The organism is Hydrogenothermus marinus (assembly GCF_003688665.1).
In the GTDB taxonomy this organism is placed as follows: domain Bacteria; phylum Aquificota; class Aquificia; order Aquificales; family Hydrogenothermaceae; genus Hydrogenothermus; species Hydrogenothermus marinus.
The window spans coordinates 1-23,599 of the sequence record NZ_REFO01000012.1 but is presented as its reverse complement, the minus strand read 5'-3'; the positions used below and the strand labels follow the sequence as shown (position 1 = coordinate 23,599).

General features: G+C 28.1%; 23 protein-coding genes. 4 read left to right on the top strand and 19 right to left on the bottom strand.

The annotated features are described in order from the left end of the window. Positions 1–5 precede the first annotated feature (5 nt). A complete protein-coding gene (locus CLV39_RS05050) occupies positions 6–452 on the bottom strand; it encodes a hypothetical protein (protein ID WP_121923154.1) in 447 nt (148 codons plus the stop codon). Beyond that, positions 452–1,816, bottom strand: a complete 1,365-nt coding sequence (locus CLV39_RS05045; RefSeq protein ID WP_121923153.1) for a peptidylprolyl isomerase — start codon at positions 1,814–1,816, stop codon at positions 452–454. The genes CLV39_RS05050 and CLV39_RS05045 overlap by 1 nt, the downstream gene beginning before the upstream one ends. 95 nt (positions 1,817–1,911) lie before the next feature. Here CLV39_RS05045 and dnaN point away from each other — a divergent pair, with 95 nt between their 5' ends. Beyond that, positions 1,912–3,009, top strand: coding sequence for a DNA polymerase III subunit beta (gene dnaN, locus CLV39_RS05040; RefSeq protein WP_121923152.1), 1,098 nt, complete (start codon positions 1,912–1,914; stop codon positions 3,007–3,009). 16 nt (positions 3,010–3,025) lie between these two features. Continuing rightward, positions 3,026–5,425, top strand: a complete 2,400-nt coding sequence (gene gyrB, locus CLV39_RS05035) for a DNA topoisomerase (ATP-hydrolyzing) subunit B (RefSeq protein WP_170145608.1) — start codon at positions 3,026–3,028, stop codon at positions 5,423–5,425. A 175-nt stretch (positions 5,426–5,600) separates the two neighbouring features. Here the strand turns inward: gyrB and tsaB are convergent, their stop codons facing one another. After that, complete coding sequence (gene tsaB / locus CLV39_RS05030; protein ID WP_121923151.1) at positions 5,601–6,215, bottom strand: tRNA (adenosine(37)-N6)-threonylcarbamoyltransferase complex dimerization subunit type 1 TsaB; 615 nt, start codon at positions 6,213–6,215, stop codon at positions 5,601–5,603. 70 nt (positions 6,216–6,285) lie between these two features. On the opposite strand from tsaB, the gene CLV39_RS05025 reads away from it, so the two are divergent. Continuing rightward, a complete protein-coding gene (locus CLV39_RS05025; protein WP_121923150.1) occupies positions 6,286–6,498 on the top strand; it encodes a flagellar biosynthesis anti-sigma factor FlgM in 213 nt (70 codons plus the stop codon). Here the strand turns inward: CLV39_RS05025 and CLV39_RS05020 are convergent. From CLV39_RS05020 to alaS, 15 genes are read right to left on the bottom strand one after another with little or no spacing between them, the layout of a single operon-like run. Then, positions 6,495–7,622 carry a cysteine desulfurase family protein gene (locus CLV39_RS05020; RefSeq protein WP_121923149.1) on the bottom strand — a complete coding sequence of 376 codons (1,128 nt, stop codon included), beginning with the start codon at positions 7,620–7,622 and terminating at the stop codon, positions 6,495–6,497. The two genes, CLV39_RS05025 and CLV39_RS05020, sit on opposite strands and share 4 nt — an antisense overlap. Continuing rightward, the gene (locus CLV39_RS05015; RefSeq protein WP_121923148.1) at positions 7,623–8,543 is read right to left on the bottom strand and encodes an AEC family transporter; all 921 of its coding nucleotides are present in this window, start codon (positions 8,541–8,543) and stop codon (positions 7,623–7,625) included. Continuing rightward, positions 8,543–8,788 carry a molybdopterin converting factor subunit 1 gene (moaD, locus tag CLV39_RS05010; protein ID WP_211325062.1) on the bottom strand — a complete coding sequence of 82 codons (246 nt, stop codon included), beginning with the start codon at positions 8,786–8,788 and terminating at the stop codon, positions 8,543–8,545. Before moaD ends, CLV39_RS05015 begins: the two co-directional genes overlap by 1 nt. Beyond that, complete coding sequence (locus tag CLV39_RS05005) at positions 8,778–9,443, bottom strand: 2,5-diamino-6-(ribosylamino)-4(3H)-pyrimidinone 5'-phosphate reductase (protein WP_121923147.1); 666 nt, start codon at positions 9,441–9,443, stop codon at positions 8,778–8,780. Before CLV39_RS05005 ends, moaD begins: the two co-directional genes overlap by 11 nt. A gap of 11 nt (positions 9,444–9,454) precedes the next feature. Then, on the bottom strand, positions 9,455–10,078 hold the full coding sequence (locus tag CLV39_RS05000) for a CDP-alcohol phosphatidyltransferase family protein (RefSeq protein ID WP_121923146.1): 624 nt from the start codon (positions 10,076–10,078) through the stop codon (positions 9,455–9,457). Further along, positions 10,079–11,077, bottom strand: a complete 999-nt coding sequence (gene ilvC, locus CLV39_RS04995; protein ID WP_121923145.1) for a ketol-acid reductoisomerase — start codon at positions 11,075–11,077, stop codon at positions 10,079–10,081. Further along, positions 11,058–11,603: a hypothetical protein gene (locus CLV39_RS04990; protein ID WP_147435395.1), complete on the bottom strand. Its 546-nt coding sequence runs from the start codon at positions 11,601–11,603 to the stop codon at positions 11,058–11,060. The genes ilvC and CLV39_RS04990 overlap by 20 nt, the downstream gene beginning before the upstream one ends. A 55-nt stretch (positions 11,604–11,658) precedes the next feature. Then, positions 11,659–12,210 carry an acetolactate synthase small subunit gene (ilvN, locus tag CLV39_RS04985; protein WP_121923143.1) on the bottom strand — a complete coding sequence of 184 codons (552 nt, stop codon included), beginning with the start codon at positions 12,208–12,210 and terminating at the stop codon, positions 11,659–11,661. Between the two features lie 3 nt (positions 12,211–12,213). Next, entirely contained in the window at positions 12,214–13,959 is a 1,746-nt protein-coding gene (ilvB, locus tag CLV39_RS04980) for a biosynthetic-type acetolactate synthase large subunit (protein ID WP_121923142.1), read from the bottom strand. A gap of 49 nt (positions 13,960–14,008) precedes the next feature. Further along, positions 14,009–15,031, bottom strand: coding sequence for a lipopolysaccharide heptosyltransferase II (gene waaF, locus CLV39_RS04975; protein ID WP_121923141.1), 1,023 nt, complete (start codon positions 15,029–15,031; stop codon positions 14,009–14,011). Then, positions 15,028–15,459 (bottom strand): hypothetical protein, encoded by a 432-nt coding sequence (locus tag CLV39_RS04970; RefSeq protein WP_121923140.1) that lies wholly within the window; start codon positions 15,457–15,459, stop codon positions 15,028–15,030. Before CLV39_RS04970 ends, waaF begins: the two co-directional genes overlap by 4 nt. Further along, positions 15,459–16,397 carry an acetyl-CoA carboxylase carboxyltransferase subunit alpha gene (locus CLV39_RS04965; protein WP_121923139.1) on the bottom strand — a complete coding sequence of 313 codons (939 nt, stop codon included), beginning with the start codon at positions 16,395–16,397 and terminating at the stop codon, positions 15,459–15,461. The genes CLV39_RS04970 and CLV39_RS04965 overlap by 1 nt, the downstream gene beginning before the upstream one ends. A gap of 12 nt (positions 16,398–16,409) precedes the next feature. Then, positions 16,410–17,414: a sodium:calcium antiporter gene (locus CLV39_RS04960; protein WP_121923138.1), complete on the bottom strand. Its 1,005-nt coding sequence runs from the start codon at positions 17,412–17,414 to the stop codon at positions 16,410–16,412. Beyond that, the gene (locus CLV39_RS04955) at positions 17,411–19,066 is read right to left on the bottom strand and encodes a S1 RNA-binding domain-containing protein (protein WP_121923137.1); all 1,656 of its coding nucleotides are present in this window, start codon (positions 19,064–19,066) and stop codon (positions 17,411–17,413) included. The genes CLV39_RS04960 and CLV39_RS04955 overlap by 4 nt, the downstream gene beginning before the upstream one ends. Before the next feature lie 14 nt (positions 19,067–19,080). Continuing rightward, positions 19,081–21,717 (bottom strand): alanine--tRNA ligase, encoded by a 2,637-nt coding sequence (alaS, locus tag CLV39_RS04950; protein ID WP_121923136.1) that lies wholly within the window; start codon positions 21,715–21,717, stop codon positions 19,081–19,083. 94 nt (positions 21,718–21,811) lie between these two features. Here alaS and tsaE point away from each other — a divergent pair, with 94 nt between their 5' ends. Further along, positions 21,812–22,255: a tRNA (adenosine(37)-N6)-threonylcarbamoyltransferase complex ATPase subunit type 1 TsaE gene (gene tsaE, locus CLV39_RS04945; RefSeq protein WP_245960316.1), complete on the top strand. Its 444-nt coding sequence runs from the start codon at positions 21,812–21,814 to the stop codon at positions 22,253–22,255. Between the two features lie 45 nt (positions 22,256–22,300). Here the strand turns inward: tsaE and CLV39_RS04940 are convergent, their stop codons facing one another. Continuing rightward, entirely contained in the window at positions 22,301–23,038 is a 738-nt protein-coding gene (locus tag CLV39_RS04940; protein WP_245960315.1) for a hypothetical protein, read from the bottom strand. Between the last annotated feature and the right edge of the window lie 561 nt (positions 23,039–23,599).

Sequence of the window (23,599 nt, the reverse complement as noted above, 5' to 3'; positions counted from 1 at the left end):
AAAAATTACCTCCTTAATTTAACAATAACTTTATTATCAAATTTAATAAGCTGTTCAAAAATTGTAAGCTCTATAGAAGGCTTTTTCCTTTGCTTTTTAAATAAGAAAGGTATTACCTCCTCATATTCCTTAATTTTTTCAAAACACTCCTTTTTATTAAAAATAGAACAAAATCCATATAAAATAAAGGCTGTTAATAAAAGATCTATATCTATTTCTGGATAGTTATCATATATACATAAAGATAAAGATACTAAAGAGGCAGTTGCTTCAAGCATTCCACCCTCATAATCTCTTCCTCTATAATCTTTCTTTTTTTCAAGTTTCTTTCTATACTCTTCATTAAATAAAAATTTTTCTATTAGTTTTTTATATTTCTGTTTCCTTATCTCTTTATATCCAAGTTCTATCTGATGCCATAAAAAATCAGTTGCATATGGTGTTTTTTCCATTATTGTAAATATCTTTTATTTATTTTTATTTCTGCTTCATCTCTAAGTTTATTAACAAGCATATCTATAATATCTTGAAACTTTTGATTTTCTATCTGTGGCTTTATAGATTTGACTATTTTTTCATACTCTTCTTTAGAAGGTGGATTTATTTTATCAATTTTTACAACTAAAACTTTATTTCCAGCTAATAATGGTTTAGAGATACCTTTTCCTTTTTTAATTAAGTCTTTAATATCCTCTAAATTAATAAAATATTTTATTTGAAGCTGTGTATATTTAACATTATTTAATTTTTCTATTTTGACTGATGCATTTTTAATTTTTTTTGCAATTTCTTCTAAAGAACTAGACTTTTCTTTTTCTAACTTTTGTTTTATATCTTTAGCAATTTTTCTTTCTTTTTCAGCTTTTAGGATATTTTCAATTTTAGATTTTACTTTATCAAAAGATGCTGGAATAGATTTAGTACCTTCAAAATAAACAAGATAAAAAGCATCTTTTGTTTTTACAAACTCTATCTTTGAGTTTTCAGATAGATTGTTTAACGCCTTAATAACTTCTTTTGGTAAATTAGTAGTTTCACCTTTTAAATATAATCCATCAAAATAGGCTTTTTCTTCTACTTTTTTACCTGATTTTAAACTTGTAAAAATCTGTTGTGCTTTTTCTTTTTCAGATAAAGGTATTTTATAAACTTTTATTTTTTTGCCTTCTTTTTCTGCAAATTTATCTTTGTTTTTTTCATAATAATCTTTAATCTCTTTTTCAGAAACTTTAACTGTAGGTTTAATAATTAAAATTTCTCCATTTATAGTAGAAAAATATTTTTCAAGTATGGTTTTTACCTCATAATCTGTAATATAAAATCCTGCTTTTAACATAGATACAATATGTCCTACAGTTAATTGCTTTTTTAATATCTCTTCAAAAAGTTGCATTGATATACCTGCAGATTTGAGATAATTTATAAGTAAATTTTGGTCAAATTTTCCATTTTTTTGAAATGCAGGAATACTAACAATTACCATTTTCACTTCATCATCTTTTGCATCTATTCCTTCTTTTTTTGCAAACTGATATAAAAGTTCTCTGTCAATTATATTATTGAGAACTTGAGAATATATAATCTTTCTAAAAGCTGATATATCTTGTCCTTGATTTTGTAGTTGAGCTTCTACTTTATTTACTTCATACATAAACTCTTGAGGAGTTATATCAATACCATTAACTTGTGCTACCCCTGAAATTTCACCAGAAAGTTTATAAACTATTAAAGCTACAAACCCAGTTCCTACAAATGCAAATGTTGTTATAAAAAGAATAGCTTTTAACCATTTAGATTCTTGAATCTTTGTAAACAATATAGCCCTCTCTATTTAATTACCTAAGTTTAATTATTTTAACACCTATTTGAGTATGATAAAATATTAATTATATCAATTAGGAGGCTTTTCCTTTGAAGATAATAATAGACAAAACAGATTTACAAAATATACTAAAAAAAGCCATCTCTGCTACAGAAAAAAAATCAGCTCTTCCTATATTATCAAACTTTCTTTTAAAGGCTGAAGACAATAAACTAATAATAGAGGCTACAGATCTTGAAACTCATATAAGGCTTTCTGTGTTTACTCAAGTAGAAGAAGAAGGTTCTGCATGTGTTAATGCAAAAAGACTTACAGACATATCAAGATTACTTCCTACAGATAAAGTTAATATAAGCTTAGAAGGAAATACATTAAAAATAAAATCAGGTAAAACTAAATACTCTTTACCTACAGCTAATGTAGAAGATTTTCCTCAAATGAAAGAATTTCCAGAAGATTTATCATTTATTATTTCAGGAGATGAGATCCAAAATGCCATAAGAAAAACCCTTTATTGTGTTTCAAAAGAAGAAAGTAGATATGCTATTCAAGGAGTTTTATTAAAAAGTAGAGATGATAAAATAGATTTTGTTGCTACAGATGGTCATAGATTAGCCCTTTATACAGTAGAAAAAACAGGTAATATAGAAAATCCTGTTGAAGCTATAATCCCTCAAAAAGCTTTAAATGAATTAAGAAAACTCTTAACAGGAATGGAAGATGTAAAGATAGCAGTAGAAGAACAGTATATATTTTTTAAAACACCAGAATGGATATTAATGAGTAGACTACTTGAAGGAGCATTCCCTGATTATACTAAGGTATTCCCTTCTGAATTTACAGCAGAGATTTTATTAGATAAAAAGCAGCTAATAGATGCAGTAAAGAGAGTATCTGCAGTTATAGAAGGAGACACTAAACCTGTTAAATTTATACTAAATGATAATAAATTAACATTAAGAAGTTTTTCTCAAGAATATGGAGAAGCAGTAGATGAAATTGATATAGATTATCAAGGAGATGAATTTGTAATTGGTTTTAATGCCAAATATGTAATAGATGCAGTAGAGCCTATAGATGAAGAAAAATTTTGTATGAAATTTACAAATCCAAAAGGACAGACTGTAGTACAGCCTATTGAAAATGAAAAATATAAGGCAATAATTATGCCTATGGATATAGATTAAAAAAAAGAGGTAAGAAATGACAGAAGAAATAAAGTATAGTGCAGAGGCTATAGATGTTGTAGAAGGTCTTGATCATGTAAGAGCAAGACCTGCAATGTATATTGGAGATATAGGAGAAAGAGGAGTTCACCATCTTATATGGGAACTTGTTGATAATGCAGTAGATGAAGCAATGGCAGGTTATGCCAAAAATATATCTGTAATACTTCATGATGATGGTTCAGCTACAGTTGAAGATGATGGTAGAGGAATTCCTGTGGATATCCATCCAAAAACAGGGCTTCCTGCAGTAGAAATGGTATTTACAAAACTTGGAGCAGGTGGTAAGTTTTCCAAAAAAGCTTATGAATATTCAGGTGGTCTTCATGGTGTAGGTGCATCTGTTGTTAATGCTCTTTCAAGCTGGCTTGTTGTTGAAGTATATAAAGATGGCAAAATTTACAGAATGGAGTTTGAAAAAGGAAAAGTTATTAAACCTTTAACAGTGGTAGGAGAAACCCATAAAAGAGGAACAAAAGTTACATTTAAACCAGATGATGAAATATTTGAAACTACAAAATTTAAATATGATACAGTTTCAAAAAGACTTAGAGAGCTTGCTTTCTTAAATCCGGGAGTAAGATTTTTTGCAAAAGATGAAAGAAAAGATTTAGAAGATGAATTTTTATATAACGAAGGTATTAAAGATTTTGTAAAAGTATTAAATCAAGCAAAAGATGTTTTATTTGATGATGTTATCTATATAAAAGATAAAAAAAATAAAGTAATTGTTGAAGTTGCTTTCCAATATACAAAAAGCTATAACGAAGTAATTGAAAGTTTTGTAAACAATGTAAAAACTGTAGAAGGTGGAACACATGTAGCAGGATTTAGAGCTGCTTTAACAAAATCAATGAATAAAACCCTTTCAGGAATGAGACTTCCTAAGGAACTGAAAAGTGGAATTAGAGGTGAAGATTTAAGAGAAGGGTTAACAGCTGTAATATCTGTAAAAGTACCGGAACCACAGTTTGAAGGACAAACAAAATCAAAACTTGGAAATCAAGAAGTAAAAAATATAGTTGAAAGTGTAGTTTCTGATTATTTAATGGAATATTTTGATAAAAATAAAGATATTGCTACAAAAATTGCAGAAAAAGCTATAGAAGCGGCAGTTGCAAGAGAAGCAGCAAAAAAAGCAAAAGAGATCTCAAGAAGAAAATCATTCTTAGAAGATACCTCTTTACCAGGAAAACTTGCAGACTGTTCAGAAAAAGATCCAGAAAAATGTGAGCTTTTCATAGTTGAGGGAGAAAGTGCAGGAGGTTCAGCAAAACAAGGAAGAGATAGAATCCATCAAGCAATACTTCCATTAAAAGGTAAAATCTTAAATGTAGAAAAAGCAAGAATAGATAAAATACTTTCTAATGAAGAAATAAGATCAATAATAAATGCTATAGGAACAGGTATAGGACTACAAACAGAAGAAGGAGAAGAAGGTTTTGATTTATCAAAACTTAGATACCATAAAATAATTCTTATGGCAGATGCTGATGTAGATGGTTCGCATATTACAACTCTTCTTCTAACTTTATTCTATAGATATTTTCCACAAATTATAGAAAATGGGTTCTTATATATTGCTCAGCCACCTCTTTATAGATTAAAAAAAGGAAGAACTACCATATATGTAAAAGATGATGAAGAACTTGCAAAAATAATTATAGATTTAGCATTAGATGAGATTGAGTTTAAAGATTTAAAAATTACAAGGTCACAAATAAAAGATATTATCAAAAAAGCAAAAGAGTATTATGAGATATTTAAAAATATAACTAAAAAAAGAAATCCAAATGTTATAAGAAGCTTATTAGAGTTAAAAATAAATGAAGAAGATTTACTAAATGAAAGCAAAGTAAAAGAGATAGTAGAAAAGCTAAAAGAGAAAATATCAGATTTTGAGATATGGTACGAGCAAGATCAGTTAGAAGGAGATTTTGATATTATTTTTGAGAAAAAAGAAAAGTTTGGCCTTTTAACAATAAGAATTGATACTGAGTTTTTAACATCATATGCATATAGAAGATTAATAGAGCTAAATAAAGAGATTAAAGAAAAGTTAGGAGATTTTCCTATAGAAATTTTACATAAAGGAAACTTAAAAATAATAGATAGTATTGAAAATCTTTATGAAACTGTATGGGATATTGGATTTTCTGGAGTTGAGTTACAAAGGTATAAAGGTCTTGGAGAAATGAATCCTGAACAATTATGGGAAACAACAATGAATCCAAAAACAAGAAGATTACTTCAAGTAACAATAGAAGATGCTGCATTGGCAGATGAAGTATTTTCAATATTAATGGGAGAAAAAGTAGAACCAAGAAAAGAGTTTATTATGAAATATGCAAAAGAAGTTAGAAATTTAGATGTTTAATTAAACAAAAAATGGAGATTTAAATAATATGGGGGAGACAAAATCTTCTGAAAAAAAATTAACTTTATTAGAAGCTATATCAATGGCTGTAGGCACCATAAATCTCTGATTTATCAAACTGATTGGTGCCAGCATATTTTCTATTTTTAGGTTATTAGTTTAAAAAATAAAAGATTTAAGCCTTTCTTAAATAAACAGGTTCTAAAGTAAAAGGATTTTCTTTAAGATTTTTTTCTAAACTTAAAAAAAGGCCATCTAATGCTAAAGAAGTATTTAAAGCTTTAGCATTTTGTAAAAGATCATTTAGATTTTTTTGTATAATTAAAGCATCTTTATCTATATATTTATCAAGTTCTTTCTTTTTTATTAATAAATTTTCAGTTAAAGGTTTTAAATCTTTTCCATTAGATATAAATTTGCGAATGTAAACTTCCCCTTTTCCTGCATAAATGGTAGATATTATTCTTCCATTAAAATGTTTATATCTATATGCCATTGTATAAAGGCTTTCATACGAATAAATATCAATACTTAGAGCATAAGAAATAATTTTAGCAGCTGTAATACCTATTCTAAGACCAGTATATGCACCGGGACCTTTATTTACAGCTATTGCTTTTAAATCCTTTTTATTAATTTCAAACTCTTTAAAAAGCCTATCAATCTCAGTTATTATACTTTCTGAAAAAGGTTTAGGCTTATAATAATTTACAAAAAACCTTACCTTATTTTCTCTATCTAAAAGAGCTAAACCTAAAACTTCAGAAAAAGTATCTATGGATAATATCATATCTTAACCTCTTAAGAATTTATATATTATACCGAAAATCTATTTAACAATTTAAAAAAAGGTTCTTTTTTTGGATAAAAAAGAAATAAAAAAGCTTTTAAAAGAAAAATTATCTGATGAGGATATAGAAAAATTGGAAGAAATTCTTTTGGAGGAAAATATGCAAAAAAAAGAAAAAATTGAGATATTAAAAAGATTAATAAAAGAAAATAAATATAATATTGATCCTGAAAAAGTAGCAGAGAAAATACTTAGATTTTTTGAAACAGACCAAGAAAATTAAAGAAGCTCATAAAGATTTTTAAAAGTATCATAAATAATATTTACAGCTATATCCACTTCTTCTTCAGTAGAGAAAATATCAAATGAAAATCTTAAAGATCTTAAAGCTTCTTCTTCACTATATCCATAAGCAAGTAAAACATGAGAAGGAGTAGGTGTTCCACTTGAGCAAGCAGAACCAGAAGAAACATAAACCCCTTTACTACTTAATGCTAAAAGCATTGATTGAGCATCAACTTTTGGGAAAATAATATTTGATATATGTGAAACTCTTTTTGTATTTTCACTAACAATTTCAATATCTGGTATTTTTTCTTTTAATTTTTCTTCAAAATTATCTCTTAATTTTTTTAGCATATTTCTATATTTTTCTTTATTTTCTATCCATTTTTCTATTGCCATACCTAAGCTTAATATTCCTGTTGTGTTTTGAGTTCCACTTCTAAAGCCTTCTTCTTGCCCTCCACCATGAAGTAAAGGAGTTATATCTTTTCCTTTATATAAAAAGCCTATTCCTTTTAAAGCATTTATTTTATGTCCAGAAACTGATAAAAAATCAATATATTCTGCATTTATGTCTTCCTTTAAAAAAGTTTGAACTATATCTGAAAAAAATGGAATTTCTTTTTCTTTACAAATTTTTCCTATGCTTTCTATATCTTGAATAACCCCTGTTTCATTATTTCCATGTATTACTGCTACTAAAGCAGTCTTCTTACTTATTTTAGATTTTAAGTCATCTATATCTATTAAGCCATTTTTATTTAGGTTTAAAAATCTTATTTTATATCCATTTTTTGCTAAAAATTTTATTGGAACTAAAACTGATTTATGTTCAATAGGAGATACAATTATTTCATCTTTTTCATTATTACTAAATAACAATGATTTAAGAACTGTGTTATTACTTTCTGTTGCCCCAGAAGTAAATATTATATCTTCATAATTTAGATTTAAAGTTTCTGCTATTAAAAATCTTACTTTTTCTATCTTATTTTTTACTTCTTGTCCGGCAAAATGGATAGAGTTTGGATTTGCATAATATCTTTTTGTAAGGGTAGGTAATGATTCAACAATTTCATTAAAAACTCTTGTTGTAGCAGCACCATCTAAGTATATTTCCATTTATATACTCTCCATTAAATAATAAATAAAAGGAAGAGTTATAAAACTAATTATAATACCAATTCCAACAGCAGAAACTGCCATATCTTTATTTAACTTTTCATTTATAACTAAAATAGATGCTAAAACCATTGGAGGCATAGATATTTCTAACATAAATGTTTTTAATTGGATAGATAGATTAATTCCTGAAATTTTTAAGACTGTTAAAACCAATAAAGGAACAAATATCATCTTTATTAAAAGTATAAAAAAAACATTTCTTTTTTCAAAAAGAGCAAAAGAAAGTTTTAAATTCATTCCAACTGAAAAAATAGCAAGGGGGATTACAGTATCTCCAATATCCTTTAAAGAATTTAAAATAAATTTGGGAACTGGAAATTGAGCTACTAAAAATCCAAAAATAAGAGCTATAAAAGGTGGAAAAGTAATTACTTTTTTTATATCAATATTTGCTTTTTTGCCACTTCCATAAGCCAAAATAAATCCAGAAAGTAAAGAAACAGGTAAAAAAGATGCAAGCTGATCAAAAACTACTCCATATTTTAAGCTTTCTTCACCAAGAAAAGCTTTTAAATAAGGGAAACCTACAAAGGAAGTATTTCCAAATGTTGACATCATTATAAATGTAGCAAGAGAAGGTTTATTAAGTTTTAATAGTTTCCCAATAAAATATGATATAAATATTGAAAAAAATATAACAAACCAGCCAGAAATTATAATAAATAAAAGATTTTTAGTTATATGTAAGTAATATATGTTATAAATTACAAGAGCTGGAAATGCTATATTAATTATAAATTTTACTAAATAATCAGAAGTTTCTTCTGGAAGAAATTTTGTTTTTCTTGAAAAATATCCAAGACTAAAAAAAAGAATTACTTCAAATAGATTCTTAGAAAGAAGTAAAGATTCAAACATTATCCACCGCTTACAGGTGGTATTACTGCCACATTATCTCCATCTTTTAAAATATATTCTTTATCTTGATATTCTTCATTTACTGCAAACATTACATTATCAAGATTTTGGCTAATTTGAGGATATTTTTCCTTTAATATATTTATTAAATCATTTATAGAAGAATTATCTTTTATTTCTAACTCTTCAGAAGATTTTTTTAATTTATCTTTTATAGAAGAAAAATAAAGAAGTTTAATCTTCAAACTTTACCTCCCATTCTGTTATTAAATGGGAACCTCTTAAAAAGTGTGATCTTAATTTTAGTTTTACAACTTCATCTAAGGATTTAAAACCTTCTCCATCTACTAAAGTTGGAGTATCTTTTCCTCCTATTATAAATGGCATATGTATTAATCTAACTTCATCTACTAATCCATATTTAAAAAGTTGCCAATTTAAAGTAGCTCCACCTTCAACCATTAAATTTTTAATTCCTTTTTTATATAGAATATCCATCATTTTTATTAAATCTACTTTATCTTCACCACATCTTATAACTTCTACTTTTTCTTCTAAAGCCTTAACTTTATCCTCAGGTGCTTTTTCAGTAGTAATAATTATAGTTGGTGCATGCTTTTGTAAAATATTTGCATCTAAAGGAATATCTGCCCTTGAAGTTGGAATAATTCTTGTTGGATTTTTACCTTCTACATATCTAACTGTTAAAAATGGATTGTCTGTTCTTACTGTTTCTGCTCCAACCATAATACCATCAACTTTTGCTCTAATCTGATGTAAATATCTTGTTGCTTCTTCATCCATAAACTGCATAATCTCTTTAGAAGAATATCCTCTTCTTAAAGTTAATTTACCATCAACAGTTACTTCTGAAACTATAATAGTATAAGGACGGTTCATCTGATTCCCCTTTAATCGTATTGCTTGTTATATTTTATATAAAGATAAAAAATTCTTTGCATTAAAGATAAAATAGTTAAAACTGCTATTACTTTAAATCCAAACTCTAATCCACCAAATATTTTAAAATGTTCAAAAATAGCAAAAATTATAATTGTAAGCATAGTTTCAGGTCTTCCGAAAAATCCAATTCCTTCAAGAGGATCATCTATTTTTCCTTTTTTTCTTTCAGAAAATCCAATTTCTGAATAAACAACAGGTTTTATAAATGTATGCAGTTGGTTAGTCACTACAGCCAAAATTGTTATCCATGGAGTTGAGTAAGCCATTCCTATTGCAAATAATACAAAGCCATCTACAAATTTATCTGCAAGCCAGTCAAAAACTGCTCCAAATTTAGAAGCTCTATCTGTTTCTCTTGCTACTACGCCATCCATTAAATCAAAAAATCCACTAAAAAATAAAAGCATAGCACCTGTGAAAGGTTTATGAATAAAAAAGAAATAAGCAGAAAGAACTCCTAAAATTATAGAAATTATTGTAATAATATTAGGGGTAATGTGGCTTTTTGCCAACAATACCCCAAATGGTTCATAAGTCTTTTTTAAAGCTTTTCTTTTACTTGTAAAATTCATTTATAGTCCTTTTCCTTCAAGCCAAGGCATCATTTTTCTTAATTGTCTTCCTACTTCTTCAACAGGATGTTGTTCATCTCTTTTTACAAGAGCATTAAAGTGAGGTCTTCCTGCTACATTTTCAAGTACCCATTCTTTTGCAAACTCACCTTTTTGTATTTCTTCAAGTATTTTTTTATGGATAGGTTTTACTGCTTCATAAATTCTTTCTCCTCTTGTAACATCACCATATCTTGCAGTATCAGATATAGAATATCTCATTCCTGATATTCCATATTGATATATTAAATCAACTATAAGTTTAAGTTCATGTAAACATTCAAAATATGCAACCTCTGGTTGATAACCAGCTTCTATTAAAGTTTCAAAACCTGCTTTTATTAATGCAGTAGCTCCACCACAAAGAACTGCCTGCTCTCCAAAAAGATCTGTTTCTGTTTCTTCTTTGAAAGTAGTTTCAATAAGGCCTGCTCTAGTACATCCAATACCTTTTGCATAAGCAAGAGCTATATCCTTAGCTTTTCCTGTAAAATCTTGATGTACTGCTACAAGGCCAGGAACACCTTTACCTTCTTCATACTGCCATCTTACAAGATGTCCAGGTCCTTTTGGAGCTACCATAAATACATCTATGTAAGGTGGTGGTATTATTTGATCAAAATGAATATTAAATCCATGGGCAAATGCAAGTGCATTTCCTTCATCTAAGTTTGGTAAAATCGCAGTTTGATAAACTTCAGGTTGGATTGTATCAGGAATTAACATCATTACAACATCTGCTTTTTTAGCAGCATCATCTGGAGATAAAACTTCAAATCCATCTGCTTTAGCTTTTTCTATAGAACGGCTACCTGCATAAAGTCCTATTACAACATTTATTCCACTATCTTTTAAATTTAATGCATGTGCATGTCCTTGTGAACCATAACCAATAATAGCTACCGTTTTATCCTTTAATACATCTAAGGATGCATCATTGTCATAATAAATTTTTGCCATTTTTTCCTCCTATTTCTGTTTTATTTAAATAAATCTTATTTATTTTATAACCATTTAAAAACTTTTTCAGCAAATATGTAGCATAATCTTTGGAGATTATAATTATATCACCTGTGATTATTGCGTCTTCTATTTTAACATCTATGTTTTTTGCTTTCCTTTTAAAAAAGACATTTTTATAATCTATTAGTGTATCTCCTTTTCTGGATATAACTCTAAATCTTTTTTCTGTAGGAATTTTAGTTGTTATTATTTCTAAATTTATTTTTTTTGTTTTTATTTTTTGTTTTAAAGATAAATATTTTGAATTACTTAAAGCTTTTCCTATATCAGTCAGTAAATCTTCTCCACTATTAGATGTAAAGCATATATTCTCTACAGGCTTATTCTCCTTTTTCAAAAAAAAACATATATTATAAGAAAGAACTATCCAAGTAATATCTATATCAATACTTAAAGAATTATCTTTTAACTTTAAATTTTCATAAAAAAAATTATTAAATATATCTTTATAGGAATCTGGCAAATTTTTTATTTTTAAATTAAAATCCTTTGCAAAAACTGTCGTAAAAAAAATTAAATTAAATATTATCAATATTTTTTTGAGATTCACGGACAACAGATAAAACCCCTGTTCTTGCAACATCTTTTATACCAAAAGGTCTAACTAAATCTATAAATGCCTCTATTTTAGAATGCTTTCCTGTTATTTCTACAGTATATGTATCTGAAGAAACATCTATAACTCTTGCTCTAAATATATCAACCAGTCTCATTATTTCATCTCTTGTAGCAGAATCTGCAGTATGAATCTTTATAATTGCAAGTTCTCTTTCAATATGGGGAACATCTGTAATATCTCTTACTTTTAATGTTTCTATCAACTTTCTAAGTTGTTTTATTATCTGTTCAACAACCCTTTCATCACCATTAACTACAATTGTTATTCTTGCAATATTTGGCTCATGGGTCATACCAACAGTAAGACTTTCTATGTTATATCCTCTACCTGCAAATAAACCTGTAATTCTGGATAATACTCCAACATTATGTTGTACTTTAACTACAATTACATGTTTTCTTACTACTGTTTTAGGTTGTGGTCTTATTTTTAATGCTTTAATTTCTTCCATATCTTACCCCACTAAATACATAGTTTCTGCTTCACCTTTTTCACCAGGGTGAAGAATCATCTCTCTATAAGATTTTCCTGCTGGTACCATTGGTAAAACATTTTCTTCTCTATCTACTGCAAAATCCATTATAACAGGTCTATCATTTATAGACATAGCTTCATCTAATACTTTTCTTACTTCTGAAGGTTTTGTTGCTCTAAGACCAACTGCACCAAAACTTTCTGCAAGCTTTACAAAGTCAGGTTGAGTTGAAAGGCAAACACTTGAATATCTACTATCATAGAAAAACTCTTGCCATTGTCTAACCATTCCTAAAAATTCATTATTTAATATTGCTACTTTAACAGGTATTCTATATTGAACTGCAGTAGTTATATCTTGTATATTCATCAAGAAAGAACCATCACCTTCTATTGCTATTACTTCTTTGTCTGGTCTTGCAATTTTAGCTCCAACTGCTGCTGGAAAACCAAATCCCATTGTCCCAAGGCCACCGGAATTTATAAACTGTCTTGGGAATTTATATTTATAAAACATTGCTGCCCACATTTGATGCTGGCCAACTCCAGCAGTAATAATGGCTTCTCCTTTTGTTGCTTTATAAATCTCTTCAACAACATACTCAGGTTTTATTATTTTACTTTTTCTATCATAAGTTAAAGGATTTTCTCTCTTCCATTTTTCTATAAGTTTTAACCAGCTTTCTCTTGCTTCTTCCCATTCTATAGGTTTTCTTTCAAGCTGTTTTATTAATTTTTGTAAAACTTTCTTAACATCTCCAACTATTGGAACATCAACTTCTATTGTTTTACTTATTGATGCTGGATCTATATCTATATGGATTATTTTTGCTTCTGGGGCAAACTCATCTATCTTTCCTGTAACTCTATCATCAAATCTTGCTCCAACAGCAATTAAAAGATCACAGTTATAAACTGCCATATTTGCATAATATGTACCATGCATTCCAAGCATATGAAGTGCTAATGGGTGGTCTTCTGGGAATGCTCCTTTTCCCATTAATGTTGTTGTAACAGGTATTTTTGCTAATTCTGCTAATTTTACCAACTCTTTATTTGCTTCTGATGCTACTGCTCCACCACCTACATAAAGAACAGGTCTTTTTGCTTGTCTAATAAGTTTTGCTGCCTTTTTTATTTGAGCAATATTTCCTTCATAATGAGGCTTATATCCTGGAAGTGCATCTTCCACATCTTTTTCTGTTGGCATTTTATAATCATAAACTTGTTGTGTAATATCTTTTGGAATATCAACTAAAACAGGTCCTGGCCTTCCTGTTCTTGCTATATAAAAAGCTTCTCTTAAGATTAATGCTAAATCTTTTATATCTGTAACTAAAAAATTATGTTTTGTAACTGGTCTTGTAATTCCTGTTACATCTGCTTCTTGAAAAGCATCTGTGCCTATATAATGGGTTGGCACTTGCCCTGTTATTGCGACTATAGGAGATGAATCCATATGAGCAGTAGCAAGGCCTGTAACAAGATTTGTAGCACCTGGTCCTGAAGTTGCCATAACAACTCCAACTTTACCTGTAGCCCTTGCATATCCATCTGCCATATGACAAGCAGCAAGCTCATGTCTTGTTAATATATTTTTAAATGGAGCATTAAATAATGCATCATAAACTTCCATTATTGCTCCACCAGGAAGTCCAAATATCGTATCTACTTTTTCTTCAAGTAAAACATCTACAATTATATCTGCGCCTCTTTTCTTAGGCATTTTATCATCTCCTAAGGTTAGTATAAATGATTTTAAATATTATAGCTCTTTATATATAGTTTGTATAATTTAAATCAGGAATTAAACTTTTTAATGCATCTAAAACCATATCTGCTGTTATTTTTTCCATACATTCGTGGGTATTAATAGGACAGTTATTATGTCCATGCAGTCCACAAGGTCTACATTTTAAATCTTTTATCTCTACTATAATACCATTTCTATATGGATAAAAACCAAAATCTTTAACTGTAGGTCCATAAATATCAACTACTGGAATATTAAAAGCTACAGCCATATGAACAGGTGCTGAGTCATTTGAGATTAAACCTTTTGAATGTTTTATAAGAGAAAAGGTTTGTCTTAAATCGGTTTTCCCTACTAAGTTTATAGGATTTAACTGTGCTATTTTCAAAATTTCATCTGTAAACTGTTTATCTTCTTTTCCACCTATTAAAACAATATTTTCTTTTTTATAAAGCTTTTTTATTAAATCTGCAAAACCTTTTGCTGTCCATCTTTTTGTTTTCCATTTTGAGCCAGGAGCAATTAAAAGATAATCTTTATCTTGTAAGCCTATGCTTTTGTAAAACTGATCTTCTTCTTTTGTTAAAAAAAGCTGTGGGAATCTTTGAAAATTTTCTTCAGATATATTTTTATCTAAAGCTTTCAAAAGTCTGAAATTCCTATCTATTTCATGGATACCATCAAAAGCATGTTTTGCTTTTTTTGTATATAAAAATGAAAATCCTCCTTTATCAAAACCAACCCTTTCAGGAATTCCTGCTAAAAATAAAGAGTACGCTGCTCTATGTGAGCGATGGGGAGATATTGCTAAATCATATTTTTCTTTTCTTAAATCTTTAATAAGTTTTAATGTTGAGTCTTTACTTTTATCAAAAATAATAAGTTTATTTACATAAGGATTATTTTTTAGAACCTGTTTCCCAAAAGGTTTTGTAATTATGTGAAGTTTACTATTTGGAAATATATTTTTTATAGAAGCTATTAAAGGAGTAGTAAGAATTAAATCTCCTAAGAATGCAGTCTGCCATAAAATGATTTTTTTCATTTTACTAGATAATAAGTTATAAATGAAATTACTCCAGAAATTAAGGCTATATATCCTGAGATTTTACCAAATTTTTTCCATTTATATACATTTTGGTTATATTCTTTAAAAATTTCTTTTAATTTATCTATAAACTCTTTTGAGAATTTAAAATTACTTTTTAAATTTTCCATTTCTTTAGCTATTTTTTCTGTAGGTAAATTATCTTCATACATATTTATAATCTTTTGTAGTTGTAGATTTAAATCTTTATACTTATTTTTTGATTGTATATCAAAAAATTCAGTTGTATATCCTTCTGGAAGAATTTTCTTTAATTTATTTGTAAGTTTTTTTGAAATTAGCCAAACTTTTATTGAAGATATAGATGCAAAAATTAAACTTATTAAAAAAACTATTTCAAAAAAAGGTAAAAATATATTTATCATCACGAAAGCTGTCCTATTGAATAAAATTTAGAGTATCTTCTTTCTATAAGTTTATCTTCAGATATAGAAGAAAGCTCCTTTAAATTTTTTCTTATAGCTCTTTTTAAAAGTCTATACATTTTAATTGGTTGAAGATGTGCACCTCCTAATGGTTCTTTAACTATCTCATCTATTACACCAAGTTTTAAAAGTTCATCTGCTGTCATTTTAAGGTTTTCTGCAGCAGTTGGTGCTTCTTCTCTTGTTTTATATAAGATAGCAGCACATCCTTCTGGAGATATTACAGAATATACTGAATTTTCAAGCATCAATACTTTATCTGCTACCGCAAGAGCTAAAGCTCCTCCTGATCCACCTTCTCCTATAATAATAGATATTGTAGGAGTTTTTAAATCTGCCATAGTTGCTATGCTTTCTGCTATTGCTTGAGATTGTCCCCTTTCTTCTGCTCCTATCCCAGGATATGCACCTGCAGTATCAACAAGGGTTATTACCGGCCTTTTAAACTTTTCTGCAAGTTTCATTACTCTAATGGCTTTTCTATATCCTTCTGGATGTGGCATTCCAAAATTTCTTTCTATCTTTTCTTTAGTATCTCTTCCTTTTTCTTGTCCTATTACACATACAGGGGTTTTATCAAAAAACGCAAAACCTGCAATTATAGCTTTATCATCTGCAAACCTTCTGTCTCCATGAAGTTCTACAAAATCTGTAAATATGTTATTTATATAATCTATTGCATGGGGCCTTTTTGGATGTCTTGCAAGTTGTACTTTTTCCCATGCGGTCATTTTAGCAATTCTTTCTTTTGCAAGCCTTTTAAACTTTTTTCTTAGTTCTATAAGCTCATTTAAATACTGCTTTTCACCTTCTTTAACTTTTTTTCTTAAAATTTCTATCTTATCTTGAAGCTGTCTTAATTCTTCATTTTTTTCCATTTTTAACCTTTATTAATTCATTATTCCATTTTGAGTTAATACCATATAAAGATAAACTAAATAAAAAATTATGCCAATAGATAATCCTATTGGAATTAATTTCTTACTTGCAAATGATAAAACCATTACAAATGAGGCTGCAACTACAGCAAATATTCCAGATATAAGTGCAAGACCTTCTATATTCCACTGAGTAAACAGTATACCAAAACTAACTGGTATAGTACTTTGGAAAACCATTGCTCCACTTATATTTCCAATTGCAAGGGTATCCTTTCCTCTCCATGTCCATAAAACACTATTTATTTTTTCAGGTAGTTCTGTGGCTATTGGAGCAACAAGTAAAGAAAATAATAAAGGTGAAAATCCAAACTTTAAACTAATCTCTTTTATTCCTTCAACAAAAATATGTGCACCGCCAATCATTAATACTAAAGCAAAAACAGTTTGGAAAATCATAATAAAAAGAGATGGATTTTCTGATTTAGGAGCAAAATAAAGATGCTCTACTTCTTCCATCCCTTCACTATCTGACTTTAAAGTTAGATAAACATAAAAAATATATAAAGATAATAAAAATACTGCAGTAATAATTTTTACAGGATAGTTCTCAAAAGGTACTATAAATAATGCTACAGTATAAGCAAAAAGGAAAAAGGCTAAATCTCTTCTTATTCCATTTTCTTCAATATTAATAGAAAAATTTCTTTTTTTCATTAAAGAAGCAGTTATTATCGTCAGTCCTACAAGAGGAAAAGCAAGAGTTGAAAGCATAAAAGGAGCCCCTAAGATAGCTCCAACCCCTATTTCATGCCCTGTTTCTGCAAAAAACAAAACTGCAATTATTGGTAGTATTGTTTCAGGTAGTGCAGTTCCAACTGCTGCAAGTACACTACCTGTAAAATTCTTAGAAAGATTTAATTTATCTCCTATTGCTTCTATACCATTTGTAAAAAGCTCACCTGCTATTAAAATAAAAATTAAACCTAAAACAAATAAAACTATATCAAGTATCATTTATTTTTTTCCTTTAATTTCTCCTTTAAAAGTTCTCCTAAGGTTCCAAGTCCTTCACCTTTTGGTTTTACTTTTTCAATAACTTTTTCTATTTCTTTCTTTTCTTTATCTTTTTCTAAAGCTTTTATACTTAAAATTATGTCATGTCCTTTAATTTTAATAATTTTTGCTTCTATCTCTTGATTTAACGATAATTTATCACTTGGTATTTCTATTCTTTCCTTAGATATTTCATTGACAGGAATAAATCCTTCTATATCATTACCAAAAGTTTCTGGATTGATAACTACAAAAGCTCCCCTATCTATCATTTTTATTACTTTACCTTTTACATAATCACCAACTTTATATTTTGATAAGAAAATATCCCATGGATTTTCTTTAAACTGTTTTAATCCAAGTTTTATCTTGTCTTTTTCTTTTCCTAAAACTTTAAACTTCTCTACTTTTTTTCCTTTTAAAACTTGTCCAATATTTTTTATTTTTGGGTTCCAGGTAGCATCTTCTAAATGTAAAATCCCTTCTATTTCTCCAAGGTCTATAAATGCAACTTTATTTTTAACATCTTTTATTTTTCCTTCCACTTCAGAGCCTTCTGGATGTTCTTCTAAGAATTTATCAAGAGGATGTGGATGAGCTTGTTTTATAGAAAGTTTTAATTTTTGATTTTCTCTATCAAGTTCTATAATTACTGCTTCTACTTCAGAACCTTCTTTAAATTTTTCTTTGAATTTATTTGGATATAAATGATCTGTTTCAGATTTATGTATAAAACCTTGTAAGTTATCTACTTTTACTATAAGTCCATAATCATTTATTTTTTTCACTACTGCTTTTACTTTATCACCTACTTGATATGGGAATTTTTCCCATGGATTTTCTTCTAAATCTTTTCTTGAAAGAATTAATTTTTGATTTTCTTTATCAAGTTCTTTAATAAATACTTCTATTTCTTGTCCTTTTTTTAGCTCTTTAATAGATTTATTTTTATCCCATGAGTATAAAGATGCAGGTAAAAATCCAAAAACTATATTTCCTACAGATAATACTACTCCATTGTCTTGAATTTTAACTACTTTTGCTGGGATACTCATTCCTTGTTCAAGTTCTGAGAATAATTTTTCTTTTTTCTTTTGCTGTTCTTCTTGTAATACTTTTTTTCTTGAAACAACTATATTTGGTACTTTTCTATTTTTATCAAGTTTTAATACATAAACTTCAAACTCTTCTGGTAGGTTTTCTCCTTTTCTTAATCCTGATTCAGAATAAGGTAAAAATGCTTTAATACCATTTAAATCAACTATAAATCCTTTTTCTAAATTTTTTATTAGTTTTGCATTTATTCTTAGGTTTTCATTTAATGCTTTTTCTACATTTTCTAAAGCCTCTTTAAATCTTATAGGTTTTCTTGAAAGGATTGAGTAGCCTTCTGGTGTTTTTTTACCTGTATATACTGCTTTTATTTTGTCTCCTATATTTAATCCTTCTAATTCATCTTTTTTCACAACTGCTTCTGTTTTTTGTCCTATATCTACAAATGCATAATCATTTGTAATTCTTACTATCTCTCCTTCTACTATTTCTCCTTTTGAATAATAATTTAGTTCTTCTTGTTCTAACAGTTCTTGGAACTCTTTTTCATAATTTTCCATTTTTATTACCTCTTTTATGTAATTTCCTCAAATTTTTTAAATGCTTCATTTAGTTTAGATATATCAGTTCCACCACCTTGTGCCATATCAGGTCTTCCACCACCTTTTCCACCTATTAGTGGTGCTATTTGCTTTACTATCTCTCCTGCTTTGATTTTAGCTGTTAAATCTTTTGAAACTGCAACTATAAAGTTTATTTTTCTTTTTTCTTTATTAACAGAAACAAGCATTATTACTGATTTCCCAAGCTTTGCTCTTGCAACATCTGCTAAATCTCTAAGTTCATTTGGATTTAGATTTTCTAACTTTCCATAAGCTATTTTGTAATCTTCTTTTTCTTTTACTGTTAAAATATCTGTAATTTTATCTACTATTGATTTTTTCTTTATAGCTTCAAGCTCTTTTTCTGTTTCTTTTAATTTTTTCTGTAGATTTTCAATTTTATTTAGAATTTCATTTTCATTTGCTGTTAAAACTTGAGAAATCTGTTTTATTAAAGAATGCTCATTATATGCTTTTTCTACTGCTTTTTCACCTGCTACTGCTTCTATTCTTCTTGTTCCTGATGATACTGCATATTCTGATAATATTTTAAAATAACCAATATCACCTGTTCTTGATACATGTGTACCACCACAAAGTTCTACTGAAATACCTGCTGATATAACCCTTACAACATCTCCATATTTTTCATCAAAAATAGCAATAGCTCCTGTTCTTAAAGCTTCATCATAAGGCATCTCTTTACATACTACAGGCTGATTTTTCATTATTTCTTCATTTACAAGCTTTTCTATCTTTTCTATTTCTTCATCTGTTAAACTTTCAAAATGAGTAAAATCAAATCTTAAAATATCAGGTGATACTAAAGAACCTGCTTGTTTTACATGATCTCCAAGAATATTTCTAAGGGCAGCATGTAGAAGATGGGTAGCAGTATGATGTCTCATTGTATTTTGTCTTAATTTTTTATCTACTTTTGCTAAAACTACATCGTTCGTTTTTATATTTCCATAAACAACTTTTCCTTTATGAACTATTAAACCATCTACTGGTGTTTGGGTATCATAAACTTCAAATAATCCACCTTCTGCTTCTATAATTCCTTTATCTCCAACTTGTCCACCTTTTTCTGCATAGAAAGGTGTTTTATCTAAAATAATCTCTCCTTCTTCTCCTTCTTTTAAAATATCTGTAGTTTTATCTTCTTTTAATATAGCTAAAACTTTGCTATCATCTGTCTCTAAATGCTCATAACCTACAAACTGATTTTCTCCAAATAGATTTTTTAACTCTATATAAATTGGTTTAACTTCTTTGGCTTGTGATTTCCAACTTTTTCTTGCTCTTTCTTTTTGCTCTTCAAGATATTTGTAATATTCTGCAATATCAACTCCAAATCCATTATCTTTTGCTATATCTTCAATTAAATCAACTGGAAAACCATATGTATCATATAAAGTGAAAACTTCTTTACCTGTAATATGTTTTCTTCCTTCCTTTTTTGCTTTTTCTATTATTTCATAAAAAATATCCATTCCTTTTCTTAATGTTTTTATAAATCTATCTTCTTCTGACTTTACAAGATTTTTTATGAAGTTTCTATTGCCTATTAATTCTGGATAAGTTTCTTTCATTATATCTATTACAACATCTATTCCTTGATATAAAAATGGTTTTTCAAGGCCTAACTCTTTTCCATATCTTAAAGCTCTTCTTAAAATTCTTCTTAAAACATATCCTCTTCCTTCATTTGAAGGAAAAACTCCATCAGAGATTAAAAATGTAATTGCTCTAAGATGGTCTGCTATAACTCTCATTGAAATTGTGTTTATATCTTTTGGATTTTCAGGATTGTATTTTTTTCCTGAAATGTTTTCTGTCCAGTTAATTATTGGCATAAAAAGATCTGTTTCATAGTTTGATTTTGCTCCTTGTAAGACAGATGCTATTCTTTCAAGGCCCATACCTGTATCTATATTAGGATTTGGAAGAGGTGTTAATCTACCTGTTTCATCCCTGTTATATTGCATAAAAACAAGATTCCATATTTCTAAATATCTATTATCTTCATCACTTCCAAGTTTTGGATTTCCATATTCTTCACCTTTGTCATAATAAATCTCAGATGAAGGTCCACAAGGCCCAGTTTCTCCCATTGACCAAAAGTTATCTTCTACTCCAAGTTTATGAATTTTTTCTTCTGGAAGTCCTATATGCTCTTTCCATATCTTATATGCTTCTTCATCTTCTTTAAATACTGATACTTGAAGTCTTTCCTCTGGTATTTCTAATACTTTTGTTAGATATTCCCATGCAAACTCTATTGCTTCTTTTTTAAAGTAATCTCCGAATGAAAAATTTCCAAGCATCTCAAAAAAGGTATGATGTCTTGGTGTATAACCAACATTGTCTAAATCATTATGTTTTCCTGAAACTCTAAAAACTTTCTGACAAGATGCGGCTCTTTTATAAGGTCTTTTTTCAAGCCCTAAAAATACATTTTTAAAAGGCACCATTCCAGCATTTACAAATAAAAGGGTTGGGTCTGTTTCTGGAATGATAGATGATGATTTTACTATCTGGTGATCTTTAGATTTAAAATATTCTAAAAAGCTATTTCTAATCTCATTACTTGTTAAGGATTTCAAAATATCCTCCAGCTACAAAACTTAATTTTCTAACTATAATTTAACATAGTATTATATAATTTTTTTCTCTAATACTAAACAACATGAGGTAAATTTGATTCAAAAAAGAATAAAAAGTTTAAAAGAATTAAGAGAGTTTGCAAAGCAGTTTTTAAAATGCTTAAAAGGAAATGAGATAATTTTATTATATGGAAATCTTGGTGCTGGAAAAACAACTTTTACTAAGTATCTTGTTTCTTCTATAGATGAAAGTTTAGAAGATGAAGTAAATTCCCCAACTTTTACAGTTATGAATATTTATGAAACAGAAAAATTTCCTATTTACCATATTGATTTATATAGAGTTAAAGATTTTGATATTACAGATATTATTGGAACAGGATTAATTATTATAGAGTGGGCTGAGTATATGGATTTTGAGGATATTGAATATCCAATTATAAAAGTGAAAATAAATATAAAAGAAGATGAAAGGATTTTTAATATTGAAGAAGAAAACGATAAAGATTTAGAAGAATGTTTAAGACAAGATAATTAAAATTGTAAAATATTTATTGTTCAGATATAACACAAAAAACCATTTTTACTTATGCCATATATTGTAGATAAGATAGCTATAAGCTGGGTCTGTTTTAGTGTCTTTTTCATCATCTTCTTCATAATAAAAATCAGGTTCTGATTTTATAAATTCATAATAAAGAAAATAATCACCTACTTTGAATATATTGTTAAATCTTTCTACCTTGCCATCTATATCTGGGAATACTTCTTTTATTTTATCTGGTGTTAGTTCCATAACTCCTTCTGGTGTTAAATGTAATTTTGCTACTTCTTGTCCATTTTTTACTATTTTCAGTCTTACTGCTTCTTCTGTATAAGTTGGTTTGTTTAGTGTTATGTCTTTGTTTACTTTTAAAGAAGCTTTATAAACTTTACCTAAGAATTTTCCATTTTTGTATATACCGGGGATAGGTGGTCTATAAGCATAGGTAGCCGCAAGGATAAATAATAATACAAATGCTAAAAATCCAAATCCATTGTAAAATTTGTAGAGGATAAACATTGAAAATCCTACTATTAATATAGCAGTAATTTCTCTAAAAAAGCTTTTTGCTTCTGCATCTACATCCAGAATATTATCTTTTATATATTTTGAGTAATTTGTTAAATCCGTTAAAATGTAAACAAGAGCTAAAAGTAATAAGAATACACCTACTAATACAATTACCCAGTTTCTTGGTTCTGATGTAAATGCTGCATATAATCCCAAAATTGAAAGATATAAAAGAATAAAACCAAGAATTAGTTGTGAGAACTTCATTTTATTTGCCTCCCTTTATCCTAAAAGGGATTTTTTATCTTTTATAACTTTATTTATATAAAGTTTTATTCTTTCAGTATTTTTTTTCTTGCCCCTTAGCCTTAACTATCCTCAAAATATCATAAATAGTTTTTGCCGTCAAATAAAATCAGAAATTCCAAGATTTAATGCATCATACTTTTTTGATTTAAAAACAGGTAGAGATGAATTAGAGATTAAATTTTCTCCTACATCTTTAAAATTAAATGGGGAATATATAATGTTTAATGAGTTTGATAAAAATATCTTTTTGGAAAAGTTGAAGTTAAATTTTAAACAGGGGGCAAAAGCCCCCCAGATCTCCCCACATCCCTCCTAAAAACCAAAAGTAATAGGTATTGCTTTTTTAGAATGAAATTCCTTAAGTGTTCCATCAGAGTTGACACCCCAAGTTTGTGCATCAGCACCTATATAAGTTGTTGTATATGGATTTTTTATTATTTTCATTATTTATAAACGATAGTAGATGTATTTTCTGACAACTTTATGTATAATAAAAAACAAAAACTATATTTTTAGTTA